General features: G+C 42.3%; 18 protein-coding genes and 1 other RNA gene. 9 read left to right on the top strand and 10 right to left on the bottom strand.

From position 1 onward, the window contains the following. Positions 1–435 (top strand): hypothetical protein (locus HWQ38_RS06855; RefSeq protein ID WP_292791474.1); only part of this gene is annotated, 435 nt, incomplete at its 5' end. 100 nt (positions 436–535) lie between these two features. On the opposite strand, the gene rnpB is transcribed toward HWQ38_RS06855, so the two are convergent. The 5 genes from rnpB to groL form a co-directional block, all read right to left on the bottom strand. Beyond that, positions 536–961: RNase P RNA component class A (gene rnpB, locus HWQ38_RS06850), an RNA gene on the bottom strand. A 53-nt stretch (positions 962–1,014) separates the two neighbouring features. Continuing rightward, positions 1,015–1,710 carry a hypothetical protein gene (locus tag HWQ38_RS06845; RefSeq protein ID WP_292791471.1) on the bottom strand — a complete coding sequence of 232 codons (696 nt, stop codon included), beginning with the start codon at positions 1,708–1,710 and terminating at the stop codon, positions 1,015–1,017. A gap of 188 nt (positions 1,711–1,898) precedes the next feature. Next, complete coding sequence (gene corA / locus HWQ38_RS06840) at positions 1,899–3,041, bottom strand: magnesium/cobalt transporter CorA (protein WP_292791468.1); 1,143 nt, start codon at positions 3,039–3,041, stop codon at positions 1,899–1,901. 278 nt (positions 3,042–3,319) lie between these two features. Then, complete coding sequence (locus HWQ38_RS06835; RefSeq protein WP_292791465.1) at positions 3,320–3,481, bottom strand: hypothetical protein; 162 nt, start codon at positions 3,479–3,481, stop codon at positions 3,320–3,322. Between the two features lie 646 nt (positions 3,482–4,127). After that, positions 4,128–5,795, bottom strand: coding sequence for a chaperonin GroEL (gene groL, locus HWQ38_RS06830; protein WP_292791462.1), 1,668 nt, complete (start codon positions 5,793–5,795; stop codon positions 4,128–4,130). 156 nt (positions 5,796–5,951) lie between these two features. Between groL and HWQ38_RS06825 the strand changes: the two genes are divergently transcribed. Further along, positions 5,952–7,034 (top strand): MraY family glycosyltransferase, encoded by a 1,083-nt coding sequence (locus HWQ38_RS06825; protein ID WP_292791459.1) that lies wholly within the window; start codon positions 5,952–5,954, stop codon positions 7,032–7,034. Positions 7,035–7,152: 118 nt separating this feature from the next. Here HWQ38_RS06825 and fabG read toward each other — a convergent pair whose 3' ends face one another. After that, positions 7,153–7,899: a 3-oxoacyl-[acyl-carrier-protein] reductase gene (gene fabG, locus HWQ38_RS06820; protein ID WP_292791457.1), complete on the bottom strand. Its 747-nt coding sequence runs from the start codon at positions 7,897–7,899 to the stop codon at positions 7,153–7,155. 183 nt (positions 7,900–8,082) lie between these two features. Here fabG and HWQ38_RS06815 point away from each other — a divergent pair, with 183 nt between their 5' ends. From HWQ38_RS06815 to HWQ38_RS06805, 3 genes are all read left to right on the top strand, one after another. Continuing rightward, complete coding sequence (locus HWQ38_RS06815; RefSeq protein ID WP_292791454.1) at positions 8,083–8,298, top strand: hypothetical protein; 216 nt, start codon at positions 8,083–8,085, stop codon at positions 8,296–8,298. 520 nt (positions 8,299–8,818) lie between these two features. Beyond that, positions 8,819–9,136 carry a thioredoxin gene (trxA, locus tag HWQ38_RS06810; protein ID WP_292791451.1) on the top strand — a complete coding sequence of 106 codons (318 nt, stop codon included), beginning with the start codon at positions 8,819–8,821 and terminating at the stop codon, positions 9,134–9,136. Positions 9,137–9,386: 250 nt separating this feature from the next. After that, positions 9,387–9,548 carry a hypothetical protein gene (locus HWQ38_RS06805; protein WP_292791448.1) on the top strand — a complete coding sequence of 54 codons (162 nt, stop codon included), beginning with the start codon at positions 9,387–9,389 and terminating at the stop codon, positions 9,546–9,548. A 413-nt stretch (positions 9,549–9,961) separates the two neighbouring features. Here the strand turns inward: HWQ38_RS06805 and HWQ38_RS06800 are convergent, their stop codons facing one another. Further along, positions 9,962–11,881: an iron uptake porin gene (locus HWQ38_RS06800; RefSeq protein WP_292791446.1), complete on the bottom strand. Its 1,920-nt coding sequence runs from the start codon at positions 11,879–11,881 to the stop codon at positions 9,962–9,964. A gap of 269 nt (positions 11,882–12,150) precedes the next feature. On the opposite strand from HWQ38_RS06800, the gene HWQ38_RS06795 reads away from it, so the two are divergent. After that, positions 12,151–12,321, top strand: coding sequence for a hypothetical protein (locus tag HWQ38_RS06795; protein WP_292791444.1), 171 nt, complete (start codon positions 12,151–12,153; stop codon positions 12,319–12,321). Between the two features lie 18 nt (positions 12,322–12,339). Here HWQ38_RS06795 and HWQ38_RS06790 read toward each other — a convergent pair whose 3' ends face one another. Continuing rightward, positions 12,340–12,852 carry a hypothetical protein gene (locus HWQ38_RS06790; RefSeq protein WP_292791441.1) on the bottom strand — a complete coding sequence of 171 codons (513 nt, stop codon included), beginning with the start codon at positions 12,850–12,852 and terminating at the stop codon, positions 12,340–12,342. Between the two features lie 275 nt (positions 12,853–13,127). On the opposite strand from HWQ38_RS06790, the gene HWQ38_RS06785 reads away from it, so the two are divergent. Beyond that, on the top strand, positions 13,128–13,316 hold the full coding sequence (locus HWQ38_RS06785; RefSeq protein WP_292791438.1) for a hypothetical protein: 189 nt from the start codon (positions 13,128–13,130) through the stop codon (positions 13,314–13,316). A gap of 175 nt (positions 13,317–13,491) precedes the next feature. Here the strand turns inward: HWQ38_RS06785 and HWQ38_RS06780 are convergent, their stop codons facing one another. Then, entirely contained in the window at positions 13,492–13,632 is a 141-nt protein-coding gene (locus HWQ38_RS06780) for a hypothetical protein (RefSeq protein ID WP_292791480.1), read from the bottom strand. Positions 13,633–13,659: 27 nt separating this feature from the next. Between HWQ38_RS06780 and HWQ38_RS06775 the strand changes: the two genes are divergently transcribed. Together HWQ38_RS06775 and HWQ38_RS06770 are read left to right on the top strand one after the other, a co-directional pair. Then, entirely contained in the window at positions 13,660–14,316 is a 657-nt protein-coding gene (locus HWQ38_RS06775) for a DUF2301 domain-containing membrane protein (RefSeq protein WP_292791435.1), read from the top strand. Continuing rightward, positions 14,316–15,005 (top strand): ElyC/SanA/YdcF family protein, encoded by a 690-nt coding sequence (locus tag HWQ38_RS06770; RefSeq protein ID WP_292791433.1) that lies wholly within the window; start codon positions 14,316–14,318, stop codon positions 15,003–15,005. Before HWQ38_RS06775 ends, HWQ38_RS06770 begins: the two co-directional genes overlap by 1 nt. A 136-nt stretch (positions 15,006–15,141) precedes the next feature. On the opposite strand, the gene HWQ38_RS06765 is transcribed toward HWQ38_RS06770, so the two are convergent. Further along, positions 15,142–16,326, bottom strand: coding sequence for an alpha/beta hydrolase (locus HWQ38_RS06765; protein WP_292791432.1), 1,185 nt, complete (start codon positions 16,324–16,326; stop codon positions 15,142–15,144). Positions 16,327–16,469: the final 143 nt, after the last annotated feature.

The following is a 16,469-nucleotide window of genomic DNA, read 5'->3' as shown; positions in this document are numbered from 1 at the left end:
TTCTACGTATTTACTTATCTTTACATAGTTTGGTTTTTTCACCTCGTTCTACTTACACGCACAGAATTAGAACTTAAAAGCTTGAGAGCATTACGCGATTTATGCTTGATACAGTACGGCATTCAAGCAATAGGCAACCCTGCTGATAAAGCATCCTACATTAACGCTGCACTCCTGACCTTCCCTGTTATAGCCTGCAAGCAAGTGTCAGAGAATAAAGGATTGAAGTCTCCTATGCTTTCTCAAGTACAAGCGCTAGAAGCAACCCTAGAGACGATGGGAACACCTACACCAGAACAGTCAGCATTGCTCAAAGTGACGATGGAGGGAAAGAAGCTAGAGTACCCAGCACGGTACAGTCAAGAGAAGCTGTTTGGACTCTATCGGGTTAAATGGCATCTGGATACAGCATTAGAGATACTGGGAATGCTTTAAATTATGAATTAGCGATGTCTACGACGAGCTTCGCTTACGCCCAAAATCCGTACAAAAAATAATAGAGTACAAACCGTGAAAGGTTCATACTCCATTACAGAGGAGAGAGCAGGACATAAGCCGGGTTCTGTTCTCTTGCGAGGGCAGTTATCTATCTGGGACGCCTGTTACCAGACGCCTCTAGCGGCTCTCATTGAGCGGAACTGGTAAAAGACCAACCATAGTTCCTATCGCCTTGCTCCCAACCGGGGTTTACCGAGCCAGCACCTCTCGATACTGCTGGTGCGCTCTTACCGCACCTTTGCACCCTTACCAAATTTGTCCTTTGTCATTTGTCCTTTATCCTTTGTTTTTTTACAAATGACTAATGACTAATGACTAATGACTAATTAGCGGTATCTTTCTGTGGCACTATCCTCACGATCGCTCGCACTGGACGTTATCCAGCAAGTTTGGTCTTTCGGGAGTCCGGACTTTCCTCAAACCAGTGACTATGACTGATCTGCAACTGCCTGCGCCTACTCTCTCCTTAGATCCAGTGTAATCTTAACTTGGTTGGCATAGTATGTTCACATGGCATTACTTCTTTTTATTCCAAGGTAGAGCGTAAGTCCAAGGTAGTTTCCTGACTGTGAAAGGACAATTGATAATGCTAATGGCAGGGAAATCACGACCTGGGGATAGACCTAAACGTACTTCAGATATCCGTAGCACCAGTTGCAGGGAAAAGTCCAATTCCTTTCTTCTGTTAATAAAGTCGTTGTACAACTTTTTTTGCCCTTTTTGCAGCCCATTGATATCAATTAGTGGTTTTTTAGCTAAATAGGTTCCAGCTACTTGATCGCGCTCAAAAACATCTTCTGCTGTCACCGTTTCCGAAAGTGTTTTCTTGGGGGCAATCAGGCTAGGACTTTGGGGTACTGCTAAGTCGCGGGTTAAGTCTGGTGATTTCCGAATCACGCGGCGCGATTGCTTACTATGTTCAACTACCAAAGAGCTATTGTCCCAGTCAACGTATACGGCAACATTATCAGATTTATTTTCAATGCTAATTCCTAAATCTTTCAAATCGTCAATTGGGTATGAGGATTTGAGTTTAAAGGAAATTCCAATTTTATCGTCGAGATTTTGTTCTTTGAGTTGCTCCTCAAGAATTCCTTTTTTAAACTCAAACTTAATTTGGTCGTCGATGGATTCAACCATGCGGTTAAAAACATAGGAAACACCGATAATATAAATCGTCAAAACTATTAAATTCTGGTCGCTACTCCTCATAACTCAGAATCCTAACTCCTGGTGCTAATGAATAGACCTCTTGCAAAAGTCCCTAACACCCCACCCCCAGCCCCTAAGAGCAGGCTCTTAGGGGAGAATTTGACGTAAGTCAAAGGCGGGGTGGGGTTCTTTTTTTGATTTATGCAAGAAGTCTAATATATATTCAACTCATCGCTCATCTGAAATCTTTAATTGCGCTTGATTGTTACAGAATTTTGCAGCCAGCCTCGTCGCCAAAAAAAGATTAGCAAACCAAGTGCGATCGCAGCCATTACTGCCAAGCACATTGGGTAGCCCCAATACCAATTCAACTCAGGCATATTATATGGTGATTTCTCAGTATTGAAATTCATCCCATATATTCCTGCCACGAAAGTCAGGGGAATAAAAATTGTTGAAACTATTGTTAGCACCTTCATGATTTCATTCATTTTATTGCCCACTGCTGAGAGGTAGACATCCATTAATCCAGATGCTAGTTCTCGGTAGGTTTCCACCATATCCATTACTTGCACCGTATGGTCATAACAATCTCGCAGGTAGATTCGTACTTCTTCACTAATTAAATCACTGCCATCTCGAATTAAGGCATTAATTGCATCTCGCTGGGGCCAGATAGCACGACGTAGTTGCAGTAATTCTCGCCGAATTTGATAAATATTTTGTAGTGTTTGCGGAGTAGGTTTAACTATTACTTCTTCCTCTAACTCTTCAATTCGCTCACCATAAAGCTCCAGCACAGGAAAAAAGCCATCAATAATCGCATCTAATAGAGCGTAAGCTAAATAATCCGCTCCCTGTTTACGGATAGTACCTTTATTTTTTTCAATTCGCGATCGCACCGCTTCAAAGCAATCATGTTCTGGTTCTTCTTGAACTGTGAGCAAATAATTTTTACCTAATATTAAACTCACTTGCTCACTGTAAAAACCACATGTTCTTTCCTTTGCTACTACCATGCGGCTAATGAATAGCAATTGGTCTTCATAATCCTCTGTTTTGGGACGCTCTGGTACATTGACTACATCTTCTAAAACTAGAGGATGTAACTTAAAAACCTTACCCAATCGTTGTAATATGTCTTGACTGCCTAAACCTTGCACATCTACCCAAGAAACAGATTTCATCTCCAGATATGGGACACACTCCTCTGGGGTTGCTATTTGTTCGCGGGTGAAATTGGTTTGGTTATAGTCAATCAAGAAAATTATCGGTTGTGGAGCATCTGCATCAATAATAATGGTTCCAGGTATAGTCCCTGGTTGGTGATAGAACTCATCTTGATATGCCCTATTTACTATTTTGGGGAGGCGGCGCAGTTTTCGTGCCATTCAATATTACCTAATAGTTATTAGTCATTGGTCATTGGTCACTTGTACTGAGCGTTGCCGAAGTATTGGTCATTGGTAAAAATAATTGACCAATGACCAATGACCATTTACACATAATTTTACAAAATTTAATACAAAGACGGTAATTTCTTGTTTATAAAAAATTTCGATGTGTTAGAAATCTCTAGAGTCAACCCGCTCCCACTTTTTTTTAACTTAGGTGATTTCTGATTAAAAAAATACCATGTTGACGAGTTTCGACCCTTCTCTACGAGACGCTACGCGAACGACAGGCTCAGGGCATCGCTTCGCTCAACTCTCGGCCACTCAGTTGGTTGAGCGAAGTCGAAACCAACGGCTATGGTAAATTTATTACTAGAATTCACCTTAGTAGGTTGGGTTGAGGAACGTAGCTTGCTTCCCGCAGGGGAACCCAACATTTTGCGGGGTTTGTTAGGTAACGCATTGCCTCAACCCAACCTACAAATATTCAAAACCTACGCAGTATTGAACCCGTTCCTACTTTTTTTCACCCAGGGCTTAGTAAGGTTAAAGTAGAAGTTGCTACAGACTGCGCGAAACACGGGAACGTCAAGGCGGAAGTTGCTACAGACTGCGCGAAACACGGGAACGTCAAGGCGGAAGTTGCTACAGACTGCGCGAAACACGGGAACGTCAAGGCGGAAGTTGCTACAGACTGCGCGAAACACGGAAACGTCAAGGCGGAAGTTCTTACAGAGAAGGCGGAAGTTGCTACAGACTGCGCGAAACACGGAAACGTCAAAGCGGAAGTTCTTACAGAGAAGGCGGAAGCTGCTACAGACTGCGCGAAACACGGAAACGTCAACCCTGGAGCAATATTTTTTGATGGATGCTAAATGTGGGATTCTGTTAAATTTATCTCTCTTACAGCTATTTTCAGGTAAATAGACCACGCGGTAGGGGCACAGCAATGCTGTGCCCCTACGACAGATGTGGTTCAAATACTCATAAGGTGGGGATTGTGATCTGAATCGGCAATAAAAAAAACAGTTTGCCTTAGTAAGACAAACTGTTTAAAAAAATATTTATCTGGGTAAGCAGAAGTTAGAACATGCCGCCCATGCCGCCCATGCCACCCATGCCACCCATGCCGCCCATGCCACCCATATCAGGGGCAGGAGCGGCGGATTTCTTCTCCGGCTTTTCAACAACGATCGCTTCGGTGGTTAAGACCAAACCAGCAATGGAACCGGCGTTTTGCAAAGCTGAACGCACGACTTTGGCAGGGTCAATAATGCCAGCCGCGATCAAGTCTTCAAATTCTCCGGTAGCAGCGTTGTAGCCAATGTTGAAATCGCTATCCCGGACTTTAGAGACGATCACAGAACCTTCAGCACCAGCGTTATCTGCTATTTGGCGCAGGGGAGCTTCCAGCGCTCGTCCCACAATATCAGCCCCAATCTTTTCCTCTTCATCTTGTAGGCTGTTTTTAATCGTTTCTACCGTTTTAGCTAAGTGAATTAGGGTTGTGCCACCACCAGGAACAATACCTTCTTCCACGGCGGCTTTAGTAGCGTTCAGTGCGTCTTCAATCCGTAGTTTGCGGTCTTTGAGTTCGGTTTCAGTTGCCGCACCCACTTTAATCACTGCCACACCGCCAGCGAGTTTGGCGATGCGTTCTTGCAGTTTTTCTTGATCGTAGTCAGAATCGGTTTCTTCCAACTGTCTGCGAATTTGAGCAATCCGTTTTTGTACCTCTGGCTTGGTAACACTGCCAGCGACAATTGTCGTGGTTTCTTTGTCAATGGTGATTTTGCGGGCAGTTCCCAGCGCTTCTAAAGCAGCAGTATCCAAGCTTAAGCCGATTTCTTCAGAAATCAACTGTCCATCGGTGAGAATCGCAATATCTTCTAACAAAGCTTTGCGGCGATCGCCAAACCCAGGCGCTTTGATTGCAGCCACTGCCAATACACCCCGCGCTTTGTTCACCACCAGAGTTGCCAAAGCATCACCTTCGACATCTTCAGCGATAATTAGCAAGGGCTGACCAGAACGGGCGACTTTTTCCAAAATCGGTACTAAATCTTGGATGCTGCTGATTTTTTTATCTGTCACCAAGATACGGGCGTTTTCAAATTCGACTATTTGCCGCTCGTTGTTGGTGACAAAGTAGGGTGAAATGTAACCCCTGTCAATCTGCATCCCCTCAACTACTTCTAATTCAGTGGTGAGGGATTTAGATTCTTCAACGGTAATTACACCATCTTTGGTGACTTTTTCCATTGCTTGGGCTAACATTTGGCCAACTTCTTCATCGTTACCAGCAGAGACAGTGGCAACTTGAGCGATCGCACTTCCTTCTACTGGCTTGGCTACTCTGGCAATTTCTTTTACCAGTGCCTCAATAGTTTTGTCGATGCCGCGCTTCAAGCTAACTGGGTTACTACCCGCCGCGACGTTCTTCAAACCTTCCCGAATTAAGGCTTGTGCTAAAACTGTGGCGGTAGTAGTGCCATCTCCAGCAACATCTTTAGTTTTTGAGGCTACTTCCTGGATGAGTCTTGCACCAGTATTTTCCAAAGGATCTTCTAATTCGATTTCCTTGGCAACAGTGATACCATCGTTGACAATTTGAGGTGCGCCAAACTTTTTCTCTAAAAGGACATTGCGACCTTTAGGCCCTAAGGTGATTTTTACGGCATCGGCAAGGGCGTTAACACCCCTTTCTAGAGCTCGCCGCGATTCCTCGTTAAATGCAATAATTTTCGCCATGTTTTATTTCTCCAGCGCTTTCATTAGACAATTTAGCACTCACACGTCAAGAGTGCTAATCTTCCCAGCCGCTCAATTTATAAATGGAAATAAAAAATTGATTAATATACAGGTGATGCTCATATTAAATACAGGCAGTAATGCTTGAATTGGGAGATGAATCTAGAGAACTCCCTTAAGTCCCTCGGTATTGCCGACCCTCGCGGCACCGGCTGGTTGGCGGTAGTATTTACGTTCCTCTTGGCTTGGGTTGTAACGTGGCGTTTAATTCCGACAGTACGCAAATTCGCCTTGCGGGTAGGTTGGGCTGACCAACCCAACGCCCGGCGACTCAACCGAGAACCTTTACCCAATGCTGGGGGGCTAGCTATCTATGCGGGTGTAATTGCCGCGTTGGTATTAGCTAGCCTTTTACGACCAATCGAACTCCAAAACGTCTTGGCTCAGGTGCTGACGATTCTGTTGGGGGGTTCGATATTAGTCCTTGTCGGCTTTATTGATGATCAGTTCGGCTTACCGCCCTCTGTTCGATTGTGGACGCAAATTGTTACGGCACTGTTGCTGGTAGCTAATGGGATCAGCGTCAAAGTGATGTTTGGTACCCCCATCGACTACCTGCTGTCCATGTTGCTAACAGTACTGTGGGTAGTAGGGATTACCAACGCCATCAACTTGATGGATGGTATGGATGGCTTGGCAGGAGGAATCAGCTTTATTACCGCCATGAGTTTGTTGGCGGTTGCAGCCCAATTTAACAATCGTGCAGCAGCAATCTTGGTACTCGCAGCTTTGGCAGGTGCTGCACTGGGCTTTTTGCGTCATAATTTCCATCCGTCACGAATTATTATGGGTGATGCCGGAGCATACTTTTTCGGCTATGTGCTGGCAGCAACTAGTATTTTAGGCAAACTGCAACAAAACACAGTTTATGCGCTAATTCCTACGGTTTTATTTCTGTTGTTGCCAGTGCTAGATACTACTCAAGTATTTGTGCGGCGGCTACTAGCAGGAAATAACCCTCTGAGTACTCCTGGCAAAGACCACCTGCACCACCGCTTACTTGATTGGGGACTCTCCCAGCGCAATGCTGCGTTCACGCTTTGGTCAATTACCTTAGTTTTCAACTTGCTGGCGATGAGAATACAAGGTATGAGTTTGGCTGTGATGGCAGCTACCGCCAGTAGCATTATTCTTCTTTTGGGCTTTACTATCTGGCAAAGGATACGTCAACAGCCTTAGTTGCTTGTAGGGTGGGTTAAGCGATCGCCAGATAAAATCGGTGCGTTACGCCAAAGGCTAACGCACCCTACGAAAATTGCTGTAGACGCGATGAATCGCGTCTCTACAATTTGATGAATTACGCCATTACCATGCCGCCATCAACATTAAAAACTTGTCCGGTGACGTAGGCGGCGGCGGGGTCGGCGGCGAGGAAGCGCACCATCCCAGCGACTTCTTCGGGTTGACCGAAGCGACCGAGGGGGATGTATTTCAGAATATCTTCTGTTTTGTTGAGATTGCTGGTCATGTCAGTGGCAATGAATCCAGGGGCGACGGCGTTAACCGTGATGCCGCGAGAAGCGAGTTCTTTGGCAACGCTTTTAGTGAAGCCGATTACACCTGCTTTGGCGGCGCTGTAGTTGGATTGACCTGGGTTGCCGATTTGCCCAGCTACGGAGGTAATGTTGATAATTCGTCCCGATCGCTGCTTCAGCATGATTTTACTGACGGCGCGTGTACATAAGAAAACACCAGTTAGATTTAGGTCTATGACAGCTTGCCAATCTTCTGTCTTCAAACGCATAAGCAATGTGTCGCGGGTAATACCTGCGTTATTTACCAAGATATCCACACGGCTGAACTTTTCGATGACGGCGTTAACTAGTGCCTCTACTTGATCAATTTTAGAAACGTCAGCTTGGATAGCGATCGCCTGACCTCCGGCGGCGATAATTTCTGTAACCACTGCCTCAGCAGCTGCGCTCGAACTGGCATAATTGACAACTGCGATCGCTCCTTGTGTGGCTAATTCAATTGCGATCGCTCGCCCAATTCCTCGTGATCCACCTGTGACAATTGCGACTTTATCTTGTAATAGTGTCATTTAATCTTCCTCAATCTTAGAAATACCGCGCTAATTATCTTATGGTGATTTAGGCGACATCTGAATATTGTCTGGATAAAATCTAACTATTACCGCCTGACAATCTTGCTGGCATAATGCAAATTAGATAACTAATAGTCAGTTATGTTATGAAAAATACCCGATAAAAAAATAATTAATTATATGTCATATAGTGACTTTAAACTTGAAGAAATTAAAACCAGATTTAATATTAAACTTATCGAACAAAGTGGACTAATAGAAAGTGAGCCGATGTCACCTAGTAATTGGCTCAAAGAAACCTTAAGGCGAAATTTACCTCTAGCGGGTGCAATTAATACAGAAAAAGCTAGGTCAGAATTTTTGATTGCCCCAATCTTAGGAGAACTCTGCTTCTAATTCTTTGAATATCATAGTTTTACTATAATTAAATCTCTATAGTTATTTCTTCGTTAATGGATGAATAACTTGAAGCAATATATTGTTGATTTAATTATAGCTGTGTCACCAAATAGCCCGCACTTCGGCGCAGGTGTTACCCTGAGCTTGCGTTGCCCTGAGCCTGCGCCGTTCGCGCAGCGTCTCGTAGAGAAGGGTCCAAGGGTTCAGTGACCGTCGTAGACATCGCCTGCTTGGATAGACTAGGAAGTGTTGCAGCTACGCCCGTCGTAGGCATGACTCTCGTGAACGCGTGTATAATTATTTGGTTGGTCAGGATAGGTTTAAAGACATATTTAATGCTTATGCACAAAATAAAAAGATATACGTATTTTATTATAATTATTTAAGATTTTTGGCTGGCAAATCAGTCTATATTAACTAATCTTATCTTTTCCCAACAAAAAGCCATGAACCTATACCGATTTTATTTTTTAAGAATTACTATTGAAACAAACAATTGAAAATCGGTGTGTGTCATATGGCAACTAAAAAGGAATTTAATAGTTTTGAAGAGATGCTGTCTGCTTCTGATGTACCTGTATTAGTAGATTTTTACGCTGACTGGTGTGGTCCTTGTCAGATGATGGTACCAATTTTAGAGCAAGTCAATGCCCAACTTAGCGATCGCCTACGAATTGTCAAAATCGATACAGAAAAATACACAGATTTGGCTACTCAGTATAAAATTGCCTCTCTCCCAACCTTAGTACTATTTAAGCAGGGTCAGCCTGTGGAGAGGATAGAGGGAGTGATGCAAGCACCGCAGTTGGTGCAATATCTACAAACAAAGATTTAAGCTAACACTTAGAATTTAGATTTTGGTTCTTAAAGACGCGACATTTCGCGTCTTTTTCAGTAAATAGTAATACGCTGTAGGGTTGCACTGCTAGCTGTGTGTGCAATCACTGTTTGATTGAACTGCTAGCAGATAAAACCTTAAGTAAATATTAAGCATATTTACTTATACGTCTAAAGAAAGTAGTTTAGAAATTAGGATAGCTATATTGTATAGATATAACAAAATATCTTGACAAGCAAAGCAATATATGAATAAGCAGCAAAGCTCTGAGAAAGCTTATATTTGGGTGAATATTGATTTTGATAAAGTTAAACATAGAATAAATGCGGTGACTTGCCAGATTGAGCGGGTTATCCAAAAGTACCAATTTTCAAATCAAACTGGTAACTCAGGCAAAAGAAACAATTAGTTTATCTGTAGGCGATTAGATATTAAAAACATTGGCGAGGTTCAGCGCCGACTTAATATTTTTCTGTGAGACAAGGCAATATTGTTATTAGTGTGAACTTTGTTAGCCAATTTATAGCGGTTCCCACTCAGATGCGGTGCAAGATTATATTGCGAGGTGTAGGGGCAGGGCAGTGCCCATGCGTGTCAACTTAAGCCAAAACTCTTTTAAAGTCTCGTTTATAGCAAGAGGCTGGAAATGCAGCTCCTGGTGGCTCTGCCTCCGTAACTTGCGGCAGAGCCTCAATGAGGGGCATTCCCAGTCGGAGACTGGGAACGAGGAAAACCTCATCAAGTTAGGTTTTTAGGACTTGTGTATACACGGTAGCCTTTTTAAAGGGGGTTAGGTGTCAGCCACTCCTCATTCCCAATCTCTTAAAACGTAAAAGTAGTCCGAAGTACACCTACAGTAGTTGTCTCATTGTTGCTGTTACCTTCTGGATTAAAGAGAATAAACGCACCAGGGGTAATGCTGATATTATCGCTAACTTGAAAGCGGTAATAGGCTTCTAAATGGTAAGGAGTCGCCCGATTGTCGCCTGTGGGGGTAAGTTGAGCAGAACCACCAGCATCAGTACGGTAAAGCGGCTGACCAAAAAGAATCCCGGCAGTGTTCCCTGACTTGAATAAATCTTTGAAATGAATTCCCGCCATCCAACTTGTAAAGGTAGTAGAAGCATTCACGCTATTTGAAGCAGCATCAACAAATATTGCTGCACCGTAGCCAGATAATGCTATCTTGGGAGACAATCGCCATGTTACCGTACCCCCAACAGAGTTGAGTGTGAGCGGTGTTCCGGCTGCAACCCCTGCCAAAGCACCGATATCACTACTAACTAATCCTGTAGCCAAAATATTGATTTCGTGATAACTGTGGGCATAGTTTAAACCAATATCCAGCTCGGGACTTGGCTTGAAGGTTAACTGTGTGGCAATAACACTACTACCACTAAATAAACCTGCTCCCAAAGGTGTAGTAGAAACTCCTGGTACTGCCTCAGTAGCAGATTTTTGGGGTAAATTGGCATTTACACTGCCGTATAAAGCTCTTAAATCCAAATTTGGCGAAATGTTAAAAATAAATCCCGCCGCCGATGCTAAACCAGTACCCGAAGTTCCACCAGAAACCCGTAGCACAGGATTTAAGCCGGCAAAACGAGATATTGACTCTTGTCCTTCACCATAAAAAGGCGTAATTGCTGGGAAAGCATCTGATGTTTCCGCCGCAGTTCCCGCAAACAAGGTTAATTTATTAGCGACGGGAAAGATATACAGCAATTTGTAAAGCTGAACACTGTTTGCGCCAACACTCGACAAAGTATTGACATTTAACCCTGGAAATTGCGGCTCAAAACTGGTACGGGCGCTACTTGCACTTAAAAGCGGCGAAGCTAATCCTAAACTTTGTTGTAAGCTACCCTGTCCATCGGCTCCACCCAAAAAGTTATAAGCTTGCAATCCAGTAATTAATAAATCTTTACCAGTAAAGCTAGTGGTCAGATTTAACCGCACTCTATTGACTAGGATGATGTTCGAGTCGCTGTTATTAGGAGCGCCTCCGCTAGCACCAACACCAGCAATAATTACCTCTCCATTAAGTTTAGTAGTCGTAGAAAACTGATTTGCTTCTAGTTCTGCTGTGCGAGCTTCTACAGCATCTACTCGACCCCGCAATGTTGCCAATTCTGCCGCAAATTGTTCTTGTAGTTTCTGCAATGTGGCTAAATCTTCTTTCTTGACCAAATCAGCAGTTGCAGTCACAATCAGTTCGTTGATTCGCTCTAAACAAGCATTTAAGCCAGCAGCAAATTCATAGCGAGTCATCGCCCGATTACCGCGATAGGTTTGATTGGGATAACCTGCGATACAACCATAGCGCTCGACTAAAGATTGGAGTGCCTGAAAAGCCCAATCAGTAGGCTGTACATCAGACAATTGGGATACGGATGTTACTTGTGCAAGTTTGTATGAGGTTGGAGATGAACTTGCAGATTGTGGTATGATTGGCTGCCAAAAGTTAACAGTAGAATCTACTCCTAAATCTGGAATTTTTTGCTGTTCATTGACTGAGGGTAAATTTTTTGGACTCTCATTAGCTATTAGCAATTTACTAGAGATATTATTTACTAAATTGCTTTGATGAGAATCATTTTTTTGATAGCTGCCATAATCTTGATTAACAGCTACGTTTTTATCTGCAATTTCTAAACTAGGAAGGGCTTGCACAGGTGATAACCCGGCAATTAAACATAAAAATCCCATCCCACTAGCAGAAGCTAGTAGATATTTTGCCATGATAACCCCCAACACCTATAAAATAGTGAAAAAATGAATTGCGATTTTAAAATGGATTGATAAGTAAATTTAAAGTTAGCAAGACAATCTTGTTAACTTTAAATTTTGGATATCAGGGTTTTTTTCTGAATTCGCTTACCAGAACCTCAGCTTATATCGCAAGTATTAAATTATAGTAAATACTATTTTGGGAAAGAATGAACAACAAAGGATATTGGGAGTTATTATAATTACTATTGGCAAAATAATAATTATATCAGTCTGATTTTGTGATAACGAATATAGATATTGAGTCGCAGATATCGGCGGCTCAATACCTACCAAAGAATAATTTACTCAAAAAAATCAAGAGTCCGCGATCGCTGATCAATTTCGGTGCAGGTAAGATCAGGGGGAAAGCGGTGGAAATAACTGCATATTTTAGTCTACAATTTCTCTGATTGAGATACTTCCAGATTTCAATCCCACCAATAACAAATAACGACTGCATCACAATCCTGGTGAACATCTTCACCCCATAGCGCCCCTTCTAATCTAGTTCTCAGTCGGCGCTTAAGCCGCAAACCGTAGTCTTCATTCGTCCCATCACTTATGTCTACTGAGTCAGCCCGCCACTTTTTGCCCAAATCTAAAAGCTCAGACACTTTTGTGTCTTGGTTCTCTGCAAGGATGTATAGCGTATCGGCAGGATAAGCGATGAAATGGATGATGCTAGTTTCAGGCATGGGACGGTAGTTTGCCATTGCAAGGAGGGTATCGACCATACCACCAAAGCTTAAACCGTTTTCATCTGGTGCAAAGATTGGTTTTGTGAACAGAAAGCTTGCCCATAAATTCCTGTGGTTGGAAAGGTCGGTAATGACTTCTTCGCCATCAAACTCATTGAACCGACGCTGCCAAACCAAGGCAGCAAAGAGTTCTTGAGGAGAATAGGATTGAGCAATCGATTGGATTTTGCCTAAGTCAAGCATCACATTTACGGTAAGTAATATTTTTAACAAAACATTTGTAACTACCCTTGCAGTTTATTTACCCAGTGGCTGCTATTCTTATAGTTACTTCGGTCTGTCATAGCAGATAGATTATCCTCGATAATGTTTTTATTTATAAGCGCTCATATACCTCGTGGTAATGTGGGTGCTTTTACTTTATCGCTCATGGCATAAAACTGTCCGGTTTAATTTTGAGGCGATGTCTGGTGTTTGGTATAAGCTGACAGTGAAGCTTTAACTTGACCAAAATAGCGATGTCTACGACGGGCTACGCCTACGCACCCTTGGTAGCTGAACAAAGCCTGATAAAATGCTTCTCTATTAAAATTAAGCGATCGCAGATCCTCGACAAAGAGCGTAAGCGTCTACACTTTTGCAATTATCCAGACAAATGCGATCGCTTATCTCAGCTTCCGATATCGACTAGCGATGGATTTATCTGATTGCCTAAGTCTTATATGCACCAAATGTTAAATTTGTCAATATCTACTCTCACAGCTAAAGTCTAATTTTAGAATCAAGTCCTCAGCTAAACTAGAGACTATACAAACCATTGCTAATTACTAGTTGCTATGTTTTTCGCTCTCCCAGGAAATCGGGTCAAATGGTAAAGATAATTCACGACTCTACCGCATCTCCCAAGTCAAGGAATATCGCATAAAATAGCCAAGTAGCCCACACCTGTAACTTGACACCATTAATATCTTCTCTCTTGCTAATAAGCGGGTTAAGTCTTGTACCCCAAGAACTTGTCTCCATAACAGCGTTAATACCACATTTTTAACTATGACTACGCAAACACTACCTTCACCAGAAGTTTATCAAGGTCAATTTGGGGAATTTACAATTACTCAGAGCGATCGCACTGGGGTAATTATCTACCGCGCTGGGTTAATGGTAGCAGCACTCAGCTTTGCCATAGGCAGCGCTTTGGTTTTGCTCAACAATAACCCCACTGTTTTTACCACACTTACACCTTTATATGCTTGTTTTAGTCTCGCTCTGGGTGTAAGTTTATTTACGATTCATATCTATATGGCATCACTGCACCGAATGTTGCAAATCTTTTGGGCGATCGGTACTATAGCATCAGTGATTCTGGCAATCTCTAGTAGTGAACCTTTGGCTTTCACTGTTTACAATCAACCTTTTACCTTATTTGGAGTTGGTTTTATCTTCGTTGCTTTGACAGGTATTTATTTTAAAGAGGCTTTTTGCTTCAATCGCCTAGAAACCAAAGTATTAACTCTAATAGTACCGCTACTGTTGTTAGGACATTTGGTGGGAATTCTACCAACTCAGGGGGAAAGTCTTTTATTAGGAATTTGGGCGACGTTATTTTTAGTATTTGCGCTGCGAAAAACAGTGCAAGCAATTCCTGCTGATATTGGAGATAAGTCTGTGTTTACCTACTTGAAAGAGCAACGTTTAGCTAAGGTTTAATGCAGATCAAAAATCGCCGGCGTCAAAATTTTCCCAAAATCAAACTAATAAAACGCCAAGAAATGTGGACACTTACGGCTCAGGGGTGGGCGATTGCGATCGCTTTGATTGCTTATTTAATATTTTTTGCTATTACTCATGTACACTCATTTCTCGCCGTAACTTACCCGATAAAATCAGCAAAAGTATTAGTTGTTGAAGGATGGCTACCTGATTATGCTATAGAAGAAGCTTTGACTGAATTTAAAAACGGTTCTTATCGTCAAATAATTAGTACCGGAGGTATATTAGGAAAAGGAAGTTATCTGACTGGATACAAGAACTTTGCAGAGGTGTCAGCCGCTACTTTCATAAAACTCGGTTTAGAAGCAGAAAAAGTGGTAGCTGTTCCAACACCTTTCGTGGTTAAGGATCGGAGTTATGCATCTGCTGCTGAATTTCATCGCTGGTTATCCAATTCTAATTTACAGATAGAATCAATTAATCTTTTTTCTTTGGATGTTCATACCCGTAGGAGTTGGCTAATTTTCAAAAAATTACTCAATCCTGATATCAAAGTTGGTATCATTGCTGCCAAAACGCAAGATTACGATCCAGAGAAATGGTGGGATTCTAGCCAAGGTGTGCGGACAATTGTTGATGAAGGAATCGCTTATATTTATGCCCGGTTTTTCAATTGGAAAGCCTAAAAGTGCTAATGACGCTCTCTACGTTCGCGCAGCGTGTCGAAGACAGACGCTAAAAGCGTAGCTTGCAACTCTTACAGAGTACGCGGACTCGCTAACGTAATTCCCAAATCCCCGACTTCTTTGAGAAGTCGGGGATCTATTTACCCAGGATTTGTAATAATGCTTGTCGATAAATTTTTAAACCCTCTGCATTCAGATGGTCGCCATCACTGGTCAAATTTTCTTTAAGAACATTATTCTCATACAATGGTGCTAGTCCTGCTGCTGCAACTGGCACTTTTTCTGTTTCACCAACTTGATTAATCAGAAGATTAATTTGTTCCACTTTAGAAAGTGGGGCTGATACAGTTGGATCTAAGCTTGCTGCAACTGTTGAATAAAAAGCCGGAATCAGAAAAATCTCTTTAGTTCCCATTGTGCGGACAAGTGCGATCGCTTCTTGGAGATTTTTGCCAAACAACTCATCACTAATTCCATACCAGGCATCATTTCCACCGATGGCAATAATGGTTTTTTCACATTTCACCTTGGTAGGAATTAAACTTTTCAGTTGTTCGACTAATGAGATTGTACTCAGACCATTTAACCCAAAATTAAAAGTACCACTCCCAAGGGTATTACCAAGTTCAGCCGAAACAGAATCACCAAATAAGCAACCTGAGAACTGTTTATCTTGGGCGGCGAGTATTTGATATTGTAGTGCAATTTGCCCTAAAGGTGAAGAACTTACCTCGTCTTTCGGCGGCGTATTAACAGAACCAGAAGATAAATTTGCCATGCTGACTAACTTGGAAATTTTTGGCACGTCAAGGACTAGTTGCTTACTAGGATACGCTTCTAGAAAACTGATTACTCCTAGACCTTCTGGTGATTTTGCTGCTAAGATAATCGCAGCTCGTAGCGCTTGTATACTGCCTTGATCAGGACGAGCGATCGCGGAGCGTGTCGGAAAGACAGTTGCTTGGGAAGCAAAATATAAAATTTGCTTGCCCGTTCCTGTATTTATGAGCTTATCTAAAGCCGCAATATCCAGAGACATTTTCACCTGAAGAGTATCTTGAAACTTCTGTTTCTCTTTCGGGCTGAGATAACCTAAGAAAGATTGCAAATCGGCAGAAACCTTTTGTGTCTCGCCATAGTTGCGTATATCTGCCACCGGGAGCGATTGCTCAAACAAACCGTACCTAACAACAATTTTTTCGGCTGCTAAACTTGGCAATAAACCAAAACAACTATGTAGCAGTAAAAATATTAAGCACCCAGATAGGCATATTAAAAGACGATAGAAATATTTCATCACAGAAAATAATGGAATAGTCAATAGTCAATAGTCAATGGTTAAGGGTCAAGAGTCAAGAGTCAAGAGTAAATATTTAATAGTCAAAGGTTAAACTTTCATGTTTTAAGAAACTTTCCCATTCGCCACTCTGCCTTTATATCAATAGCCAAACCTAATTTGGGAAT

It is taken from the genome of Nostoc sp. NMS7 (assembly GCF_017115085.1).
Taxonomy (GTDB): domain Bacteria; phylum Cyanobacteriota; class Cyanobacteriia; order Cyanobacteriales; family Nostocaceae; genus Nostoc.
Note: the sequence above shows the minus strand (reverse complement) of the source record. Positions and strands in the feature narration are given on the sequence as shown.